The organism is Microbulbifer maximicatervae (SeqCode) (assembly GCF_052468155.1).
Genome location: NZ_CP174335.1, coordinates 1,088,335 through 1,105,164 on the forward strand (window position 1 = coordinate 1,088,335; position 16,830 = coordinate 1,105,164).

Genomic DNA, 16,830 nt, shown 5'->3' on the forward strand with positions numbered 1-16,830 from the left:
GTATTTTTCTTAGAGAAACCCACCAGTCAAACGATTCCATGTGCAAAAGGTTATTCCATGTCACCAGTGGCAGCCGTCTTAACAGTATTTGCGCTGGTTTTAGGTGCTGTTGCCTGGTTGCGACTGCTATTTATTGGTTTTAGTCGTGACCCCTTGTCGGGGCTGATAGCACTATTTATACCACCTTTGGCGCTTTTGCTGCTTCTGCCTGACAGGCGAGAAAATAGTGATCTTTATTCTTTATGTGGCGCGTCCTTACTCTGCCTGCTAGCAGCCTTGACCCTGCGTTGACCAACCCGTCGTTCTTACAATAAGTTGATCCAGCTTGATTTAGGTCAAGAGATTTCCATTACAGCTCCCTAGACTGCATAGGTGAAGCATTAGCCTATCTGGAGAGAAAAATGGATGCTTTAATTGACCTGTTTACCAGCTTTTCTGGCCTTCTCAGCTTGGCCGTTATTGCCTTTATATTCCTGATGGCAGCGTTTTTCGTTCGCTTGGTTCGCAACAATGTTGAAAAAGCTGTTGCCGAGCAGGAACGCATCGCAGCACAAGCAACCGGTTCCAATAAATAGCTAGGCTTCCATCGTTGTTGTAAGCAACCAAGCACAAGCTAGTTTAGCGTTTATCTCTCGATCTGGTATCTAATAGCGGGCTTTCTACAGCCGGTAGGGTGGTCAACCTCCCTGCAGCTGGGAAATAACCGTGTAATAAAGCTTCTTGTCATGGAAGAGGTGGAGTTGATGCTACTGAGAAGAGAGTGCGGCGTTGTACCCGTATAGCTAGCGCTCTCAGGTGAGTAACCCTATCGAGAGCGCAACTGCAATACCTCAAGCGCTGCCTGTGAAGCTAACCGCTGAAAGCCCAGTGGTGACTTTTTATCTCAGGTAGCAGGCTTATCTTTGGGTGAAGACTTCATCCAACGCCCAAATAAAATGCCAATCTCAAACAATAGCCACATGGGGAAGGCCAATAAGGATTGGGAAATTATATCCGGCGGTGTCAGTAGCATCCCAATTAAAAAGCATCCCACAATCACATAAGGGCGCTTACTTGCCAGGGTCTTGGCATCCACTACCCCACTCCAGATCAGTAGGACTGTCGCAATAGGGATTTCAAAAGCAAAACCAAAAGCAAAAAAAAGCTTCAGCACCAGATCCAGATAACTGCGCATATCTGGCATTACCTTAATATCTTCTGGAGCAGTTCCAACAAAGAAATCAAAAAGAAGGGGAAAGACCACAAAATACGCAAATGCAATGCCGATATAAAAAAGTGCGACGCTACTAATTAATAATGGAATAGCAATACGTTTTTCATTTTTATACAGCCCCGGGGCAATAAATGACCAAACTTGGTAAAGCACAAAAGGGATTGCAATAAAAAAAGAAACTATAAAGGTCGTTTTGAACGGAGTAAGGAACGTGGAAGTCACCTCTGTAGCGATCATTCCAACATCACCCGCCAAACGCTCCTGTAGTGGGTGGGCAATAAAATTATAAATTTCAGACGCAAACGGCATCAAGCAGACAAATAAGACCAATACGACCAAAAGGATTCGCAATAGGCGATCACGCAGTTCGATCAGGTGGTCGATAAAAGGCTGATGCTTATCTTGGGACTGATCGCTCATGACTGGCTGTCTTTCTCCTGTTGCGATGTTTTCTTCTCGCTTTGTTTTTCTTCTTCATCTTCATCGATGTTTTCAGGATGGTCCGGGTTTAGGTCCGGGTCCCCAAAGTCATGCCAATGCTCCGGGTATTCGGGGTCCTGTAACTCCTCGGCAGTTTCATCCTGTTCTGGCAAATAATCCTCCTGCTCTGCACGAGGATGAGCAGGTTCCTCTATCGCCTTTTCAGGTTTTGGTGCCTCAGGATGGTTGACTCCAGCTGCCTGTTTTTCTACTGGTGTCCCTGCAACTTGTGGTTTTTCAGGCTGATTAAGTGCGTCGTGAACTTCCTTATTGGCTTCGCTAAAGGTTTGCTCCATCTCACGACGACTCTCCTCAATCTCACGCATAATGCGCTCGTTGTGAAGTTCACGCCGTATATCATCGGCTCCAACCTCTCGCTCCAATTCTTCGCGAGCACTATGTAAGGTCCGCTTCAAACCGGACCACCAGCGGGAAGTGGTACGCACCGCATCGGGCAGTCGCTCAGGGCCAACCACCAACAGGGCCACGGCAGCAACTACCAATAGTTCTAAAAAGCCGATATCAAACACAGAGTGACACTCGCCTTAGTCGTTGCCGATTATTTGTCCTGAGACTGTTTATCTTTATTTTTGACAGTACTGTCTTGGCCTGGCTTCTCTTCCTCATCGTGCTTGAGACGCTCGACATCTTTGTCTTCATCAGCATCCTTGGATTTGTCTTCATCCTTAACCGCTTTTCGGAAACCCTTAATTGCGCCACCCAGATCGCCTCCGAGGTTTTTCAAACGCTTGGTTCCGAACAGTAGTAAGACTATGACCAGGACAATCAACAACTGCCAGATACTAATTCCACCGAATCCCATAATTGTCTCCATTACATTCAATAGGATGGCTTGAGTTTCTTACCGGGCACTCCCGCCATCAGGGGTGGTGCCACAAGTGATTCAAATTTTACTTAGTTCGCGCAGCTTTCTCTTCCAGGCCAGAAAGACCAAATCGGCGCCCAAGCTCTCGAACCACGTCCTGAGAATCAGCGCCCAAGTGAGATAGCATGACCAGCGAGTGAAACCATAGGTCCGCTGTCTCGGCAACCAGGTCTCGATTATCGCCACTACTCTGTGCGTCTTTTGCTGCAAGAATAGCTTCAGTGGCTTCTTCACCGACTTTTTCCAAAATCTTGTTCAGGCCTTTGCTATGTAGACTGGCCACATAGGATTCAGAAGCATCACTGCTATTTTTACGGCTTTCCAACACCGCATCGAGCTGTTGCAGCACATCTTTCATAATTGTTTCACTTATAAATGGACTTCGGGTCCTGAATCACCGGCTGATTCACCTGCCACTCTTCATCTTGAAGGAGGTGATAGAAACAACTACTGCGTCCGGTATGACAGGCGATTCCACCTTCCTGCTCGACCAACATTAATACGGTGTCCCCGTCACAATCCAGACGCAATTCACGCACCTTCTGCAGGAAGCCGGAGGTTTCTCCTTTGCGCCACAGGCCCTTGCGGGATCGGGACCAATAGACTGCGTAACCCTCACTGGCAGTGAGCGCCAGCGATTCCCGGTTCATCCAGGCCATCATCAACACCCGCCCGGTTTTGAAATCCTGCGCAATCGCAGGAACCAGGCCATCACTGTTCCAGCTGACTTTATCGAGAAAACCGGCCTTTGCTTGAATTTGAGTCAATGTCTAACAATCCTTAGAAGTTCCAGTGTAGGCCGAAGCGCCCTAGGGCCACAGCAGTAGCACTAGTGCAGCAACGCCCAGTACCCAACCAGTCGGCGGCAACTGAGCCAGCCATTCCGGCTTACTGACAGCGATGGCGCCAATGCCCAACACAACTCCGGCGACCCGCCGAATATATTGGCGCAAGCCTCGGCGTTGTGAGCCCGCCAACTGCTCGCCAATTACCTCTAACTGGGGCGCCAGTTCCCGCGACTGCTCCAGAGCTGAGTACACCAGCTGTGGCATCTGCGGGAATTTCTCAAGCCACTCTGGACCGTAGCGCTTTATCTCACCCACAATTGTTTTGGGGTGGATTCGATCGCGCATCCAGCGCTCTAAAAATGGATGAGCAGTCTTCCACAGATCCAGCTGCGGATAAAGCTGTCGACCCAAACCTTCGATATTCAACAGGGTCTTTTGTAACAGTACCAGCTGCGGCTGTACCGCCATATCGAATCGGCGCGCAGTCTGGAACAGACTGATCAACACCCGAGCGAAGGAAATCTCTCCCAGGGGTTTTTCAAAAATGGGCTCACAGACCGAGCGAATAGCGGACTCAAAGGCATTGATCGGCGTGTCGGAGCGAACCCAACCACTTTGCACGTGCAGCTCCGCCACCATACGGTAATCGCGGCGGAACATCGCCAGGAGATTGCGCGCCAAATAGTACTGGTCTTCCCGTGTCAGGCTACCGACGATTGCGGTATCAATCGCAATATATTGCGGGCGTTGCGGGTGCTCCCTGGAAACGAAAATGTTGCCCGGGTGCATATCCGCATGGAAGAAGTTGTACTCGAATACCTGCTTAAAGAAGATCTCAACACCGCGCTCAGCTAGCAGCTGCATATTGGTGTCCTGGGCGCGAAGCTGGGCCAGGTCGGTGACGGGGATACCGTCGATACGCTCCAACACCAGGACATTTTCGCGGGTGTAATCCCAGTGCACTTCGGGGATATACAACAGCGGGGAGTTGGTAAAGTTGCGGCGGAGCTGGGTGCCGTTGGCCGCTTCACGAGTTAGGTCCAATTCACCTTCAATCGTGTGCCGATAGTCCTCAACCACCTCCACCGGGCGCATGCGGCGCCCTTCGGGCACAAAGCGTTCAATTCCACGGGCGATCACCCCCAGGAGTTTCAAATCTTCCTGGATTACCTCATCAATGCCCGGGCGCAGTACTTTGACGACCACTGATTCGCCGCTCTTTAATTCAGCCGCATGCACCTGTGCAACTGAAGCCGCTGCCAGTGGCTGCTGATCAAATTTGGCGAAGACCTCCTCCACCTTGGCACCAAGGGCTTCTTCGATCAGAGCCGTGCACTGGTCACTGGGGAAGGGCGGCACCTTGTCCTGTAAATAATCTAATTGCTCGACAATATCTGGCGGTAGCAGGTCGGGACGAGTGGAGAGAAGTTGGCCGAATTTAACGAAAATGGGGCCCAGCTCTTCCAAGGCTCGGCGCAGCCTTTCGCCCCGTGGCATCTTGGACTGCGGCAGCAACTTCACCGGAAGTAGCAATCCCCGCAACCACAGTGGGCGCTCCTCGGCAGGCAATAATTGATCGAGACGATAGCGCAGAAAAACCCGCGCAATTGTGAGACTTCGACGAACAGGCAAAGCTACTCGGCCTCCCTGCGGGAAAACTTTTCTTCCAGCAAGCGTACGCGTGCCTCGAGCCGTTCAGCAGCTAGAGAGGCCTCGGCCAGGTCTTCGACAAATGCTTCGAACTGGGCCTGGGGTGGAGTCAGCTGCCACTCCTCACTAATAGCCTCTGCCGCCACTTCAGGCGCTCGATTCAGGTTGCCTCCCAACCAGCGGGCAGCATCGCGCAGGACATTGCCAATTGAGTGGGCGGGAATATCGCCAACCACTTGCGCCAGCGGCGCTTCCCAATCGATATCCAGGTCACTCAAGATCCATTGCAGTTCTGCCAGCAGGGCACTGGAGCCGCTCACTGACACCCCCAATCCGGCAGGAGTTGCATCCGGGTCTTTGATCAGGCGTACAAAAGACAGCGCTGAACCGCTTAACTGGGTGGTAACTTCCCCCTCCCAGTGCTGGCGCACCCGCACCTGGTCACCCTCGATACACAGGCAAAACTGTAGTTGCGGGGCGGTTAAATCCAGCGCCATGGTTTTCCCATCCAGTGCGGAAAGGCGCTCGCGTGTCGCCGGGTCATACTGGAGGGCAGCATTAATTGTGGTTTCCAGCGCGGCATCAAAGCCCGCGCGAAAAGTGGGGTCGCTCATGGCGGATTACGGCCTCGTGCCTGCGCTCAGAGAAAAAATAGGCTTATGCAGTTTTTCAGGGCTTGATGCCCCGGTGCAAAGCGACAATTCCGCCGGTCATATTGTGGAATTCACAATCGACAAAACCGGCATCCGCCATCATCCCCTTGAGGGTTTCCTGATCTGGATGCATGCGGATACTCTCCGCCAGGTAGCGATAGCTGTCCGCATCATTGGCAACCAGTTTGCCCATAAATGGCAACAGGCGGAAAGAGTACTGATCGTAGACTTTCTCCAACAGCTTCGACTGGGGCTTGGAAAACTCCAGCACTAACAGTCGGCCACCGGGTTTCAACACGCGCAACATGGAGCGCAGTGCCAGGTCCTTATCGGTGACATTGCGCAGGCCGAAAGCGATCGTGATGCAATCAAAGGTATTGTCTGGGAAGGGCAGGTACTGGGCATCCGCCTGCACCGGCACCACGTTGCCGGCGATTCCCCGGTCGAGCAGGCGATCGCGACCCACTCGCAACATCGATTCATTGATGTCCGCCAATACTACCTGGCCGCTGGCACCCACAATACGGGAGAAGCGCGCGGTGAGGTCACCGGTACCCCCGGCGATATCGAGAATACTTTGGCCCCGTCGGGCCCCGGACAATTCGATGGTGAAACGCTTCCAGAGGCGGTGAACACCTCCAGACATCAAGTCGTTCATTACATCGTAACGGGCTGCTACAGAGTGGAACACTTCTGCCACACGACCGGCCTTTTCTTCCACCGGCACTTCCTGGTAGCCGAAGTGGGTGGTCTTGCGATCCTTCATGCTATGCCTGCTGAGCGAAAACTTTAAAAGGCCATTGTACATTGCCGGAGCCAGTGGGGCACCGCTTGAAATCAAGCAGAGCGGAAACCACTAAAATTTAGTGAGATCACCCGGGACTGTTCTATGAGCTATCAATTCCAATGTGACTCTCCTTTTCCCGAGCAAATCAAATCTATCGCCCAGGCAGAAGTAACGGCGGCAAACGGATACTTGCTCCGCAACGGAGGGGAAACTGCTGTCCACGAACTGCGCAAACGCTGCAAGAAAATTCGCGCGCTACTGCGCCTGGTCCGCCCACAAATCATTAGCACTTTTCAGCGTGAAAATACCCACTACAGAAAATTGGCAAACACTCTCGCCCACACCCGCGACCTCACAGCACTACGCATCGCTTTACTGGGATTGGCACCGCTACATCACTTTCACCGGTTACACCATCTCCTCGACGAACTGATCCAGGCAGAGCAAAACCACTCAGCGGTTCAAGCGGCATTGAAACTCCTCGATAAAGGTCAAATAAGAATTCCATCATGGCCGCTTGAACAGCTCGGCTGGCATGATGCGGACGCCGGTTACCTGCGCGGCTACCGAAAAGCCGCAAGCGCATGGCGTAAAGTGCGCAGGCACAAAAATGCAAACTGCCTGCATCTATTGCGTAAAAGAGCCAAGGATCACTGGTACCAGAGCCGCTTATTGAGGAAGCGTTATCCGCTCACTGTGGGCGAGCGCTGCAAGTCACTAAAGGAGTTGGGAGAAGTTCTGGGTGACTGGCGTGATCTCCATTTGCTGGCACGGCTGGTAATCACTCAGGGAGACAAGCTGCAAAGTGAGTTTGGCACGGTGCTAAAAATTATCCGGCACCGACAAAGCCTACTAATGAAAAAGACCGAAGCACTCTGTGAGGCGCTCTTCTCCAAGCCTCAATTCAAGATCTGACCGGGGAAAGTGATGGTGTGGATGAACATGCCATCCACACCGACAGCTGATGGAATTACTGTTCCAATAATCCGCCAGCGCGCGCCATTACGTGAAACAGGAAGTTTTGTTCGTTGGTGCCACTCACCAGGTGCGCACCCGGTCCGCGCGCCCAAACACCCACATCCTCACCCGCGTGGGATTCACTGCTCATGGGAATCAAGGCATCCTGCTGGTAATCCAGGGCGGCAGTATCTGTGCTCACCAGGCTCGGACGCGCTCCGCTATCACCGGCACTGTAACCCGGGCCATTGGCATAGCTCAGAGTCGTATAGGGCAGGCCATCTTCCGCCAGGGCATGGGAGGTTTCCGCTTCGCCATTGCCGTCATTGCCAATCACTTTTCCGAGAATGGGGTTACCGCGAGTGGGGTAGCCGGCGATAGTCATCACGTGGCTGTGGTCCGCAGTAACAACAATCAGGGTGTCTTCTGCACTGGTATTATCCATGGCGTACTGAATCGCTTCGGCAAATTCCACCGCATCGGTCAGCGCGCGATAGGCGTTGCCGGCGTGGTGACCGTGGTCGATACGACCGGATTCCACCATCAGGAAGTAGCCGTCCTCATTTTTCTGCAGCATCTCGAGACCTTTGGCGGTCATCTCTGACAGGGAGGGCTCACCGGCTTTATCGTCCTCGCGAACGGCTTCATATTCCATGTGTGAGGAATTAAACAGGCCGAACAACTTGTCAGTTGCGGAGGCGTCTACGGCTTCAAAAGCAGTGGTATCTTCAACGTAGGCAATATTGTTTACACCGTCGTCGTAACGGGCCTTCCATTCATCCACCAGGTTGCGCCCATCTTCACGGCGCCCCGCTTCACCTTCAATATCGGTAATATCGGTGGGCAGGAAGTTGCGACGACCACCGCCCATTACCACATCGATACCATCACCGGCTTCAAACTCTATCAGTTGAGCGGCGATATCGGTGCAGCCATCCGGGGCTGCTTCCTCCCAGCCGCGCTCAGGCACCTTGGCATAAGTAGCCGCCGGGGTAGCGTGGGTGATACGCGCGGTGCTGATAATACCGGTGCTCTTGCCCAGGTCTTCAGCCAGCTCAATTGCCGTCGTCAGCGGGTACTCGAGGCTGGCGGCACAATCGCCGCGCGCAACATTTTCGGCAACACTCAATACACCGGCCTTGGTTTTAACACCGGTTACCAGCGCGGTCATGGTGCCGGCAGAGTCCGGGGTTTGCTGGTTGGTGTTGTAGGTTTTGACCAGACCGGCAAATGGCATCTTCTCAAAGCTCAGCTGGTATTCCTCACCATCGAGGCCCTGCTGCTGACCCGCCAGGATACGGGCGGCGGTCACTGTGGAGATACCCATACCATCGCCAACGAACAGGATAATGTTCTTGGCGGCACCGGGGGTGTTGTTGATTTCTACAGCGCTCGCTTCTTCGATCGCCTGCTGAGCTTCCTGGAACCAGCTGCTGTTGCTCTGCGCAGAGGAAACACCGACATGCTCCTCTTCGGGTAATTCCACTACGTCGTCAGAGTTTGAGTTGTCGTCGCTACAGGCGGTGGCCAGTAGGGCGACAGAGAAAGCCAGTACTGTTTTCTTAAAATGTCTCATGGTGAATTACCCCCAGTTATTCTTCTGTCAGCGACAGGTCGGTCGCAGCAGTCATCACGTGGAAGACTGCACTCTGCTCCAGGCTACCTTGTACCCGCTCGGCGCCGGCGCCGATAGCGTGCAAGCTGATATCCTCGCCCGCATGGCTCTCAGACTCCAGGTGCACCATTGCTTCCTGGTGGAAGCCCGGCGCCTCGGTATCCACGCCGGAGAGATCTTTGCGTCCGGTATCGGCGGCGATATCGTAGCGCTCATCCGCGTCGGTATTTTCACCTAAATCGGCATAACCCAGGCCATTGGCATAGCTCAGGGTGGTGTAAGGTTTACCGTCCGCAGCGAGACCTTCTTCCGCTTCTGCGGCACCGCTGCTGTCATTCTCAACCACTTTACCGAGTATCGGGTTACCGCGAGTCGGATAGCCGGCGATAGTCATCACATGGCTGTGGTCGGCGGTCACCAGGATCAAGGTGTCCTCAAGATCCACTTTATCCAAAGCAACCTGTACCGCATCCGCAAAGGCGATGGCATCGTGCAAGGCGTTATAGGCATTACCGGCATGGTGGCCGTGGTCGATACGCCCGGACTCTACCATCAGGAAGTAGCCATCGCTGTCTTTTTCCAACAGCTCGATGGCGGTATCAGTCATCTCGGCAATGCTCGGCTCATCGCTGTCCTTGGCGATGCGATCCGCATCGTAACTCATGTGGCTGCTGGTGAAGAGCCCCAATAACTTATCGGTGGAGGCAATATCGACGCCTTCCAGCTCGGACCCACTCTCCACGTACACAGCAGTCTGCTCGCCGTCATAGCGCTCCAGCCATTCACTGGTCAGGTCGCGGCCATCTTCTCGCTTGCCATCGTTGTCGGTGGTAACAAAGTTGCGGCGGCCACCGCCGAGCATGACATCGATACCGTCGCCGGCAGACATCTCAACCATCTGCGAGGCGATATCGGAACAATCACCCTCGGCGGAATACTCCCAGTTGCGCTCCGGGCTGCGCGAGTAAGTGGCTGCGGGCGTGGCGTGAGTCAGGCGCGCAGTGGAAACAATGCCGGTGGCCTTGCCACGGCTCTCCACCATTTCCAGGAAGGTGTTTAATTCCTTACCCTCAGTGCTGGCGCAATCAGCTCGCAGTGCATCGCCGTCGATATTAATTACACCGGCGCGGGTTTTTACACCGGTCATCATAGCGGTCATGGTACCGGCAGAATCCGGAGTCTGCTGATTGGTGTTGTAGGTTTTGATCAGTGCGGTATACGGAAATTCTTCAAAAGAGAGCGCATTTTCTTCGCCGCTCTCACCGACTAGCTGGCCTTCAAGGATACGGGCGGCGGTTAGTGTGGAAATGCCCATTCCATCACCGACGAACAGAATTACATTCTTCGCAGTTTTTGCCTCGCGGGAAAGCGAAGCGCGCTCTTCCAATCGGTCAGCACTTTCCGTGTACCAGGCACTATTGGTTTGGTAGTCGGGCAGGGTTGCCGCTGAAACAGCGGAAGCGAGAGGAATCAGACAAAAGGCGCTCAGTGCGCGGACAATTGTTTTTGCCATGGGGGCCTCCGAAACTCGTTAATTTGGCGAGCATTAGAGTTCCAAAATGTGACAAAAGAATTACGCGCCGGTTACGTTGTTAATATCTTTGCTCTGAAAATCAATGAATATCAAAGAATTACGTAAACTTGGCAATATTTGGCAAAGACGTACCAAAAATTAATTATTTCGGTAATAAATTATTGAGAAGAGTGGGGAGGTATTAAGAGAGAGAAGGGTGGAACCGCCCCCTAGGGAGCGGTTGTCATTCCCGATCAATTTGCCACTAGCCGATAAACTTCACCACACTCTCATCCGGGTCGCGGCCCTGGCCGGCATCGCGCAGGCGCTGTAGGTAAGCCTCCCAGTTGGACGAATAGTTTTCAGCTAGTTCGTGCAAATACTCCCAGGTAAAAATACCGGTGTCGTGGCCATCGTCGAAATCGATTTTTAGCGCATAGCGGCCAGCCGCCTCCACCGTATCGATACCCACATGCATTTTGCCACTGACCAGCACCGGTTCGCTGGCACCGTGGCCACGCACTTCGGCGCTGGGGGAGTAGACACGCAGGTACTCTGCCGGCAAGGTAAATTCAGCATCGCCAAATACCAGATGCAGGCTTTTCTCTGCGCGATTTAATCGGATTTTTTGCGGTTTCATTATATTTACAAAATAAAACGCGACAGGTCTTCGTTCTGGCTCAACTCGCCCAGATGGCTGTCCACATAGGCGGCATCAATGTTCAGCGAAGTATTGCCATCGCCCGCATCAAAGGAAATTTCCTCCAGCAAGCGCTCCAATACCGTGTGCAGACGGCGCGCACCGATATTCTCGGTGCGCTCATTCACCTCGAAGGCCACTTCCGCGATGCGGCGAATACCATCTTCACTAAATTGCAGTTCCAGCCCCTCAGTGGCCAGCAATGCTTTTTGCTGCTCAGTGAGGGAAGCGGACGGCTCGGTGAGGATACGCTCGAAATCTGCGGAGCTCAGCGAATTCAATTCCACACGAATGGGCAGGCGACCCTGCAACTCGGGAATCAGGTCCGAGGGCTTGGACAGGTGGAAGGCACCGGAGGCAATAAACAGGATGTGATCGGTTTTGATCATGCCGTACTTGGTGTTAACCGTGCTGCCTTCAATCAGTGGCAGCAGGTCGCGCTGTACCCCTTCGCGGGAAACATCGGCACCGCCGCTCTCCTGACGCTTGGCAACCTTATCGATTTCGTCGATAAATACGATGCCATTCTGCTCAGCAGCGCGGATCGCACGGGTCTTAACATCTTCGTCGTTGACCAGCTTGGCCGCTTCCTCGTCGGTAAGCTGCTTGAGGGCCTGTTTCACCGGCAGCTTGCTCTTGCGGGTCTTGCCCTGGGACATATTGGAGAACATGCCCTGGAGCTGGTTGGTCATCTCCTCCATACCGGGAGGGGCCATAATTTCTACGCCCATGGGCGCAGCGGCCAGATCCACCTCAACCTCTTTGTCATCGAGATCACCTTCGCGCAACTTCTTGCGGAACAGCTGGCGAGTGCTGGAATCCTTATCGGTGGGCTCGGTGGAGCGCGCCGGAGGCAACAGGGCATCGAGGATGCGCTCCTCTGCGGCATCCATAGCGCGCTGCTCAACACCAGCCATGGCCTGCTCGCGTTCCTGCTTCACTGCCATCTCAACAAGATCGCGGACAATCGACTCTACATCCCGACCGACATAGCCCACTTCGGTAAATTTAGTCGCCTCTACCTTGATAAAGGGCGCGTTCGCCAGTTTGGCCAGGCGGCGGGCAATTTCCGTCTTGCCCACGCCGGTAGGGCCGATCATCAAAATATTTTTCGGCGTGATCTCGGCGCGCAGGTCTTCACTAACCTGCATACGGCGCCAGCGGTTGCGCAGCGCAATGGCTACCGCACGCTTGGCCTCCTGCTGGCCAACAATATGGCGGTCGAGTTCGTGGACAATTTCTCTGGGTGTCATCTGGGACATACAAATTCCTGCAAAAATTCTTGCGGGGGCTTAAACAGCCCGCCAGCCGGTCACTCTAAGGTGTACCCGGTAATCAATAAGCCAGTTCTTCGATGGTGTGGTTCTGGTTGGTGTAAACACAGATATCACCGGCGATCTTCAGTCCCTGCTCCACAATAGAGCGAGCATCCATATCGGTATTGTCCAGCAGCGCACGGGCTGCCGACTGGGCGAAGGGGCCACCGGAACCGATAGCAATCAGGTCGTCTTCCGGCTGAATCACGTCGCCATTACCGGTCACAATCAAACTGGCAGTGGAATCAGCAACCGCCAGCAGGGCCTCCAAGCGGCGCAGGGCGCGGTCGGTACGCCAATCTTTGGCCAACTCCACAGCGGCGCGGGTCAGCTGGCCACCGTGGGCCTCAAGCTTGGCTTCAAAACGTTCGAACAGGGTGAAAGCGTCTGCAGTACCACCGGCAAAACCGGCAATAACCTTATCTTTGTACAGGCGACGCACCTTGCGTGCATTGCCTTTCATAACGGTGTTGCCCATGGACACCTGGCCGTCGCCGCCAATCACAACTTTGCCGTTGCGGCGACAGGATAAAATAGTAGTTCCGCGATACTGTTCCAATGGAGACCTCTCGGATTGCGCGTGTACTCTGGCAGCGGGCATCGAAGTGCCCGCGCCGGGGAATTATCTTCAGACTAGGTAAGTGAGGACGGTTCGCGCCGATTTCAATAAGAGAGGTCACAATTACTGAGTGGGGCAACACACCTTAATAAACGGAATTGATGGTCACTGGGTCGCCGGGCGTTTTAGCACCAGCGGCATCAGGCGATGCTCAGCCAGTGTCTGGCGCGCTTTGGCCATCCGGGAGCGGTTGCTATAAGGGCCCACCAGTACCCGATGCCAGGTTCCCCGGTTATCGGTGGCCGATTCCACTTTGACATCCAGGTTGGCCAGGGTCAGCTCAACGCGCAGGCGCTCCGCTTCAGAGGCATCGCGAAACGATGCCGCCTGCAGGATATATACCTGTGCCGGGGTGCTGCGATCGGGTTCCGACGAGCTACTACTCTGGGAATTGTTGGTGGAGTCACTGCGGCGCGCCGGTTGTGCCACTTTGGGCGGGGGTACCGTGACTTCGTTTTCTTTTAATTTTGTATAAAAATCAAAACGCGGTTGAGGCGATGTTTCCTCTCGCTGCTGTACCGCCTTTGGCTTAATGCTGCTTATTCCCCGGCTGTCCTTGGCCATGCCCTGAAGAAACAGTACGGCCACCGCAAAGCCACCGACAAAATTCCCCAGGACAAACCAAACCCATGCGGGTTTGCCTGCGGCTTTTTTACTGCGGCGATTACTGGTGCGACGGCTCATCGAAAATTTCTTCCCTGCAAGGTTTTAGCGGTTTGTGAATTGTACCGCCAATTTAGTGCCAGGCGCGTAACCCAGCGCATATTCACGATAATTCCTGCGCATCCATATCCACAGCCCAGCGCAGGCGGCGATTTTTATTGCCCTCCGCCCAAGCACACACTCGCGCCAGCAGCGGCTGTAAGTGGGCTCGGTTTTGTGCAGTGACCTGAATATAAAATCGGAAGCGCCCGGATTTGCGTTCCAGTAGTGCCGGCACCGGCCCCAGATATTGGATCTGCGGCGATGGGGGTGCCAGGGACTGCATAAAGAGTCGCGCATTTTGTAGAAACTCTTCGGCCCAACCGGGCTCTTCACACTCCGCCCTCACCAGTGCCATAGCACTCGCGGGAGGCAACTGTGCAACCGTGCGGTCCCTCAGCAACTGGCGCGCAAAAGCGCCATAGCCTTTTTCCAGCAGCAATTGTAAAAGCGGGTGCTCGGGAAAGCGGCTCTGAACCAATACCCGCCCACTGAGACTGCCGCGCCCCGCACGGCCCGCCACCTGTTCCAGTAACTGGCCGGTACGCTCTGGCGCGCGGAAATCTGCACTGAACAAGCCGCCATCGGCATCCTGGATCACTACCAAAGTGACCTTGGGCAAATGGTGCCCCTTGGCCAGCATCTGGGTTCCTAACAACAGGCAGGGCTCGCCCTCTCGCGCCGGTGCTAACAATTTATCCAGCGCCTGTTTGCTCGCCGTGGTATCCCGGTCCACACGTATCACTGGGTAGTCGGCAAAGCGACGGGCCAACAGTTCCTCGCTGCGTTCCGTGCCGGCACCCAGGGCTGAGATCGAACGGCTGTGACATTGTGGGCAGCTATCAACCAGCGGGCGGCGGTAATCACAGTGGTGGCAGCGCAACTGGCGCTGGCGCCGGTGCATAGTCAGCTTGCTCGAGCAGTGCGGGCAATCCGCCAACCAGCCGCAATCATCACAAGTCAGCGCGGGGGCAAAGCCGCGCCGGTTGATAAACACCAGAGCCTGCTCACCTCGCGCGAGGGTATCACCGATATGGCGAAGCACCTGGGGAGAAAATCCCTCTTCCAACGGCTCCCGCAGTGTCGGTACTACGTGAATTTGCGGCGGCTTGGCATCACCGGCGCGATAGCGCATACGCAGGTGTTGATAGCGCCCATTCAGAGCGTTGTGCAAGGTTTCCAGAGAGGGCGTGGCCGAACCCAAAACCACCGGCACATTATTATTGCGCCCCAAAACCACGGCCAAGTCCCGGGCCGAATAGCGCACACCGTCCTGCTGTTTAAAAGAAGCATCGTGTTCTTCATCGACAATCACAACGCCGAGCCTGGGCAGGGGGGTCATAATGGCTGAACGGGTGCCGATCACAATATCTGCCTGCCCACCCGCTGCCGCCAACCAGGATTGAGCGCGCTCGCCGTCGGCCAAGCCAGAGTGCAGCGCTGCAATACTGTGCTTGGGAAATCGTGCGGCAATACGCCTCAGCGTTTGCGGCGTAAGTCCAATCTCCGGCACCAGTAACAATGCCTGGCGACCGCTATCCAGAACCCGCTGCATCAGGCGCAGATAAACTTCGGTCTTGCCACTGCCGGTGGTGCCCTCCAGTAATGAAGCAGAGAAGCCGCTGCAATCGATACTGTCGAGCACCTGTTGCTGTTCGCTATTCAGCTCCGGAGCCGGTGTACTCTCTGCTGCGGGTAGCGGCGCAGGTACGGTAGGGCCTGGAATCCACTCCACCAGGCCGCGATCCTGTAAGGCGCGAATCACGGGGGTATTGTGGCCGAGGGTCTTAAGATGGGTTCGGCTCTGCTTGCCATCACTCAACAGCAACTGGAACAGAGCCTGCTGCTTGAGGGCGCGTGCCAGTGCAGTTTTCGGTAAGCCCTTTCCCTCTGTCGTGAGCTGAAGCCACTGCTCCGCCCAATGATCAGACGGCTTACCTTTGCGCAGTGCCACGGGCAGGGCAGCGGCGTAGACCTCGCCGAGGGGCGCCTGGTAATAGTCGGCAATCCAGGACAGCAGCTTGCGGCTGCCATCACCAAACAGAACCTCCGAATCCACCAGTTCCAGCGCTGGCTTCAAACTGCTGTGCGGCGACTCCTGCACTATATCCAATAGTACTGCCACTAACTTACGCCCGGCAAAGGGCACCCAGAGGCGCTGGCCGGGCCGCAGTGACTCCGGCGACAGTCCCTCTGGCGGCAAATAGTCAAACAAGCGCCTCAGGGGCACGGGCACTGCCAGCCTTAAAATGACTCTTTGTTGGACTGACTCCTGCACCTGGCCCCCACTCACTCAAACAAAAGGCGCTAGTGTAATAGCAGATGTGGCAAGTTGCAGGGCTTCGTCGGGGATAATGGTTGTTATGACCGAATTGGCGACTTAGGCGTCACAGAGGAATTAGTGAAGTCAATTGTTATCAAAGCTGTTGTGCAATGCTAACAAGTGGCCATCCTCAGTTATTTCGCCACCCAATTGTGCTTGAACCGCGACATTAATCTGATAGTATGCGCCGACTTTTTAAACAGCCTGGAACCATACTGGTTCCTGCACCAATGACGATGCCGTGCTCGGCAAAAGATCGAGTGGCGGTTTCGAAAAGAGGCAATCATGAAAGCAGATATCCATCCTAACTACACCGACATCTCCGCTACCTGTTCCTGCGGCAATGTTGTAAAAACCCGTTCCACTCTGGGCAAAGACCTGCAAATCGACGTTTGCTCCCAGTGCCACCCTTTCTACACTGGCAAGCAGAAGCAGGCTACCACTGGTGGTCGTGTTGACCGTTTCAAGAAGCGTTTCGGCAGCCGTATCGGCAAATAATCCGGGCTCTTCGCTCGAATGGACCCGCCGCTTGCGGCAGGATCCATTCCAAAAAGGCACCTCGCACTGCGATGGTGCCTTTTTTGTATCTATTCTCAGCGTTTCATACCCCGCTGCTGTAATCCTCTGT

General features: G+C 54.5%; 18 protein-coding genes. 3 read left to right on the forward strand and 15 right to left on the reverse strand.

Going from position 1 to position 16,830, the window contains the following annotated elements:
• Positions 1-401: 401 nt before the first annotated feature.
• A complete protein-coding gene (locus ACJJIY_RS04590; RefSeq protein WP_282930681.1) occupies positions 402-575 on the forward strand; it encodes a DUF3149 domain-containing protein in 174 nt (57 codons plus the stop codon).
• A gap of 308 nt (positions 576-883) precedes the next feature.
• Here the strand turns inward: ACJJIY_RS04590 and tatC are convergent, their stop codons facing one another.
• From tatC to ubiE, 8 genes are all read right to left on the reverse strand, one after another.
• Positions 884-1,633 carry a twin-arginine translocase subunit TatC gene (gene tatC, locus ACJJIY_RS04595; RefSeq protein ID WP_413663789.1) on the reverse strand — a complete coding sequence of 250 codons (750 nt, stop codon included), beginning with the start codon at positions 1,631-1,633 and terminating at the stop codon, positions 884-886.
• Positions 1,630-2,223 carry a Sec-independent protein translocase protein TatB gene (gene tatB / locus ACJJIY_RS04600; RefSeq protein WP_444915181.1) on the reverse strand — a complete coding sequence of 198 codons (594 nt, stop codon included), beginning with the start codon at positions 2,221-2,223 and terminating at the stop codon, positions 1,630-1,632. The genes tatC and tatB overlap by 4 nt, the downstream gene beginning before the upstream one ends.
• A gap of 29 nt (positions 2,224-2,252) precedes the next feature.
• A complete protein-coding gene (gene tatA / locus ACJJIY_RS04605; protein WP_444892350.1) occupies positions 2,253-2,516 on the reverse strand; it encodes a Sec-independent protein translocase subunit TatA in 264 nt (87 codons plus the stop codon).
• Between the two features lie 88 nt (positions 2,517-2,604).
• Positions 2,605-2,937 carry a phosphoribosyl-ATP diphosphatase gene (locus ACJJIY_RS04610; RefSeq protein ID WP_282930677.1) on the reverse strand — a complete coding sequence of 111 codons (333 nt, stop codon included), beginning with the start codon at positions 2,935-2,937 and terminating at the stop codon, positions 2,605-2,607.
• Between the two features lie 7 nt (positions 2,938-2,944).
• On the reverse strand, positions 2,945-3,337 hold the full coding sequence (hisI, locus tag ACJJIY_RS04615) for a phosphoribosyl-AMP cyclohydrolase (RefSeq protein WP_282934621.1): 393 nt from the start codon (positions 3,335-3,337) through the stop codon (positions 2,945-2,947).
• Positions 3,338-3,388: 51 nt separating this feature from the next.
• Positions 3,389-4,999 (reverse strand): ubiquinone biosynthesis regulatory protein kinase UbiB, encoded by a 1,611-nt coding sequence (gene ubiB / locus ACJJIY_RS04620; RefSeq protein ID WP_445359193.1) that lies wholly within the window; start codon positions 4,997-4,999, stop codon positions 3,389-3,391.
• A gap of 2 nt (positions 5,000-5,001) precedes the next feature.
• Positions 5,002-5,631, reverse strand: a complete 630-nt coding sequence (locus ACJJIY_RS04625; RefSeq protein WP_413663791.1) for a ubiquinone biosynthesis accessory factor UbiJ — start codon at positions 5,629-5,631, stop codon at positions 5,002-5,004.
• Positions 5,632-5,686: 55 nt separating this feature from the next.
• Positions 5,687-6,436 (reverse strand): bifunctional demethylmenaquinone methyltransferase/2-methoxy-6-polyprenyl-1,4-benzoquinol methylase UbiE, encoded by a 750-nt coding sequence (gene ubiE / locus ACJJIY_RS04630; RefSeq protein WP_108734987.1) that lies wholly within the window; start codon positions 6,434-6,436, stop codon positions 5,687-5,689.
• Between the two features lie 123 nt (positions 6,437-6,559).
• Here ubiE and ACJJIY_RS04635 point away from each other — a divergent pair, with 123 nt between their 5' ends.
• Positions 6,560-7,372, forward strand: a complete 813-nt coding sequence (locus ACJJIY_RS04635) for a CHAD domain-containing protein (protein ID WP_445359194.1) — start codon at positions 6,560-6,562, stop codon at positions 7,370-7,372.
• Between the two features lie 55 nt (positions 7,373-7,427).
• Here the strand turns inward: ACJJIY_RS04635 and ACJJIY_RS04640 are convergent, their stop codons facing one another.
• The 7 genes from ACJJIY_RS04640 to ACJJIY_RS04670 form a co-directional block, all read right to left on the reverse strand.
• Positions 7,428-8,990, reverse strand: coding sequence for an alkaline phosphatase (locus ACJJIY_RS04640; RefSeq protein ID WP_445359195.1), 1,563 nt, complete (start codon positions 8,988-8,990; stop codon positions 7,428-7,430).
• Positions 8,991-9,006: 16 nt separating this feature from the next.
• Entirely contained in the window at positions 9,007-10,542 is a 1,536-nt protein-coding gene (locus ACJJIY_RS04645; protein WP_445359196.1) for an alkaline phosphatase, read from the reverse strand.
• 265 nt (positions 10,543-10,807) lie between these two features.
• Positions 10,808-11,182, reverse strand: a complete 375-nt coding sequence (locus tag ACJJIY_RS04650; RefSeq protein ID WP_413663796.1) for a gamma-butyrobetaine hydroxylase family protein — start codon at positions 11,180-11,182, stop codon at positions 10,808-10,810.
• A gap of 5 nt (positions 11,183-11,187) precedes the next feature.
• The gene (gene hslU / locus ACJJIY_RS04655) at positions 11,188-12,504 is read right to left on the reverse strand and encodes an ATP-dependent protease ATPase subunit HslU (protein ID WP_282930670.1); all 1,317 of its coding nucleotides are present in this window, start codon (positions 12,502-12,504) and stop codon (positions 11,188-11,190) included.
• Positions 12,505-12,577: 73 nt separating this feature from the next.
• Positions 12,578-13,117 carry an ATP-dependent protease subunit HslV gene (gene hslV / locus ACJJIY_RS04660; RefSeq protein WP_108734993.1) on the reverse strand — a complete coding sequence of 180 codons (540 nt, stop codon included), beginning with the start codon at positions 13,115-13,117 and terminating at the stop codon, positions 12,578-12,580.
• Positions 13,118-13,282: 165 nt separating this feature from the next.
• The gene (locus ACJJIY_RS04665; protein WP_445359197.1) at positions 13,283-13,861 is read right to left on the reverse strand and encodes an SPOR domain-containing protein; all 579 of its coding nucleotides are present in this window, start codon (positions 13,859-13,861) and stop codon (positions 13,283-13,285) included.
• An 82-nt stretch (positions 13,862-13,943) separates the two neighbouring features.
• On the reverse strand, positions 13,944-16,157 hold the full coding sequence (locus tag ACJJIY_RS04670; protein ID WP_445359198.1) for a primosomal protein N': 2,214 nt from the start codon (positions 16,155-16,157) through the stop codon (positions 13,944-13,946).
• Positions 16,158-16,487: 330 nt separating this feature from the next.
• Here ACJJIY_RS04670 and rpmE point away from each other — a divergent pair, with 330 nt between their 5' ends.
• Positions 16,488-16,700: a 50S ribosomal protein L31 gene (gene rpmE, locus ACJJIY_RS04675; RefSeq protein ID WP_108734996.1), complete on the forward strand. Its 213-nt coding sequence runs from the start codon at positions 16,488-16,490 to the stop codon at positions 16,698-16,700.
• Positions 16,701-16,830: the final 130 nt, after the last annotated feature.

What these genes read in the sequence shown, in the direction of transcription:
- ACJJIY_RS04590 (WP_282930681.1), top strand. Translation starts at nt 402, where the DNA reads ATGGATGCTTTAATTGACCTGTTTACCAGCTTTTCTGGCCTTCTCAGC.
- tatC (WP_413663789.1), bottom strand. Translation starts at nt 1,633, where the DNA reads ATGAGCGATCAGTCCCAAGATAAGCATCAGCCTTTTATCGACCACCTG.
- tatA (WP_444892350.1), bottom strand. Translation starts at nt 2,516, where the DNA reads ATGGGATTCGGTGGAATTAGTATCTGGCAGTTGTTGATTGTCCTGGTC.
- ACJJIY_RS04610 (WP_282930677.1), bottom strand. Translation starts at nt 2,937, where the DNA reads ATGAAAGATGTGCTGCAACAGCTCGATGCGGTGTTGGAAAGCCGTAAA.
- ACJJIY_RS04625 (WP_413663791.1), bottom strand. Translation starts at nt 5,631, where the DNA reads ATGAGCGACCCCACTTTTCGCGCGGGCTTTGATGCCGCGCTGGAAACC.
- ubiE (WP_108734987.1), bottom strand. Translation starts at nt 6,436, where the DNA reads ATGAAGGATCGCAAGACCACCCACTTCGGCTACCAGGAAGTGCCGGTG.
- ACJJIY_RS04635 (WP_445359194.1), top strand. Translation starts at nt 6,560, where the DNA reads ATGAGCTATCAATTCCAATGTGACTCTCCTTTTCCCGAGCAAATCAAA.
- ACJJIY_RS04640 (WP_445359195.1), bottom strand. Translation starts at nt 8,990, where the DNA reads ATGAGACATTTTAAGAAAACAGTACTGGCTTTCTCTGTCGCCCTACTG.
- ACJJIY_RS04645 (WP_445359196.1), bottom strand. Translation starts at nt 10,542, where the DNA reads ATGGCAAAAACAATTGTCCGCGCACTGAGCGCCTTTTGTCTGATTCCT.
- ACJJIY_RS04650 (WP_413663796.1), bottom strand. Translation starts at nt 11,182, where the DNA reads ATGAAACCGCAAAAAATCCGATTAAATCGCGCAGAGAAAAGCCTGCAT.
- hslU (WP_282930670.1), bottom strand. Translation starts at nt 12,504, where the DNA reads ATGTCCCAGATGACACCCAGAGAAATTGTCCACGAACTCGACCGCCAT.
- ACJJIY_RS04665 (WP_445359197.1), bottom strand. Translation starts at nt 13,861, where the DNA reads ATGAGCCGTCGCACCAGTAATCGCCGCAGTAAAAAAGCCGCAGGCAAA.
- rpmE (WP_108734996.1), top strand. Translation starts at nt 16,488, where the DNA reads ATGAAAGCAGATATCCATCCTAACTACACCGACATCTCCGCTACCTGT.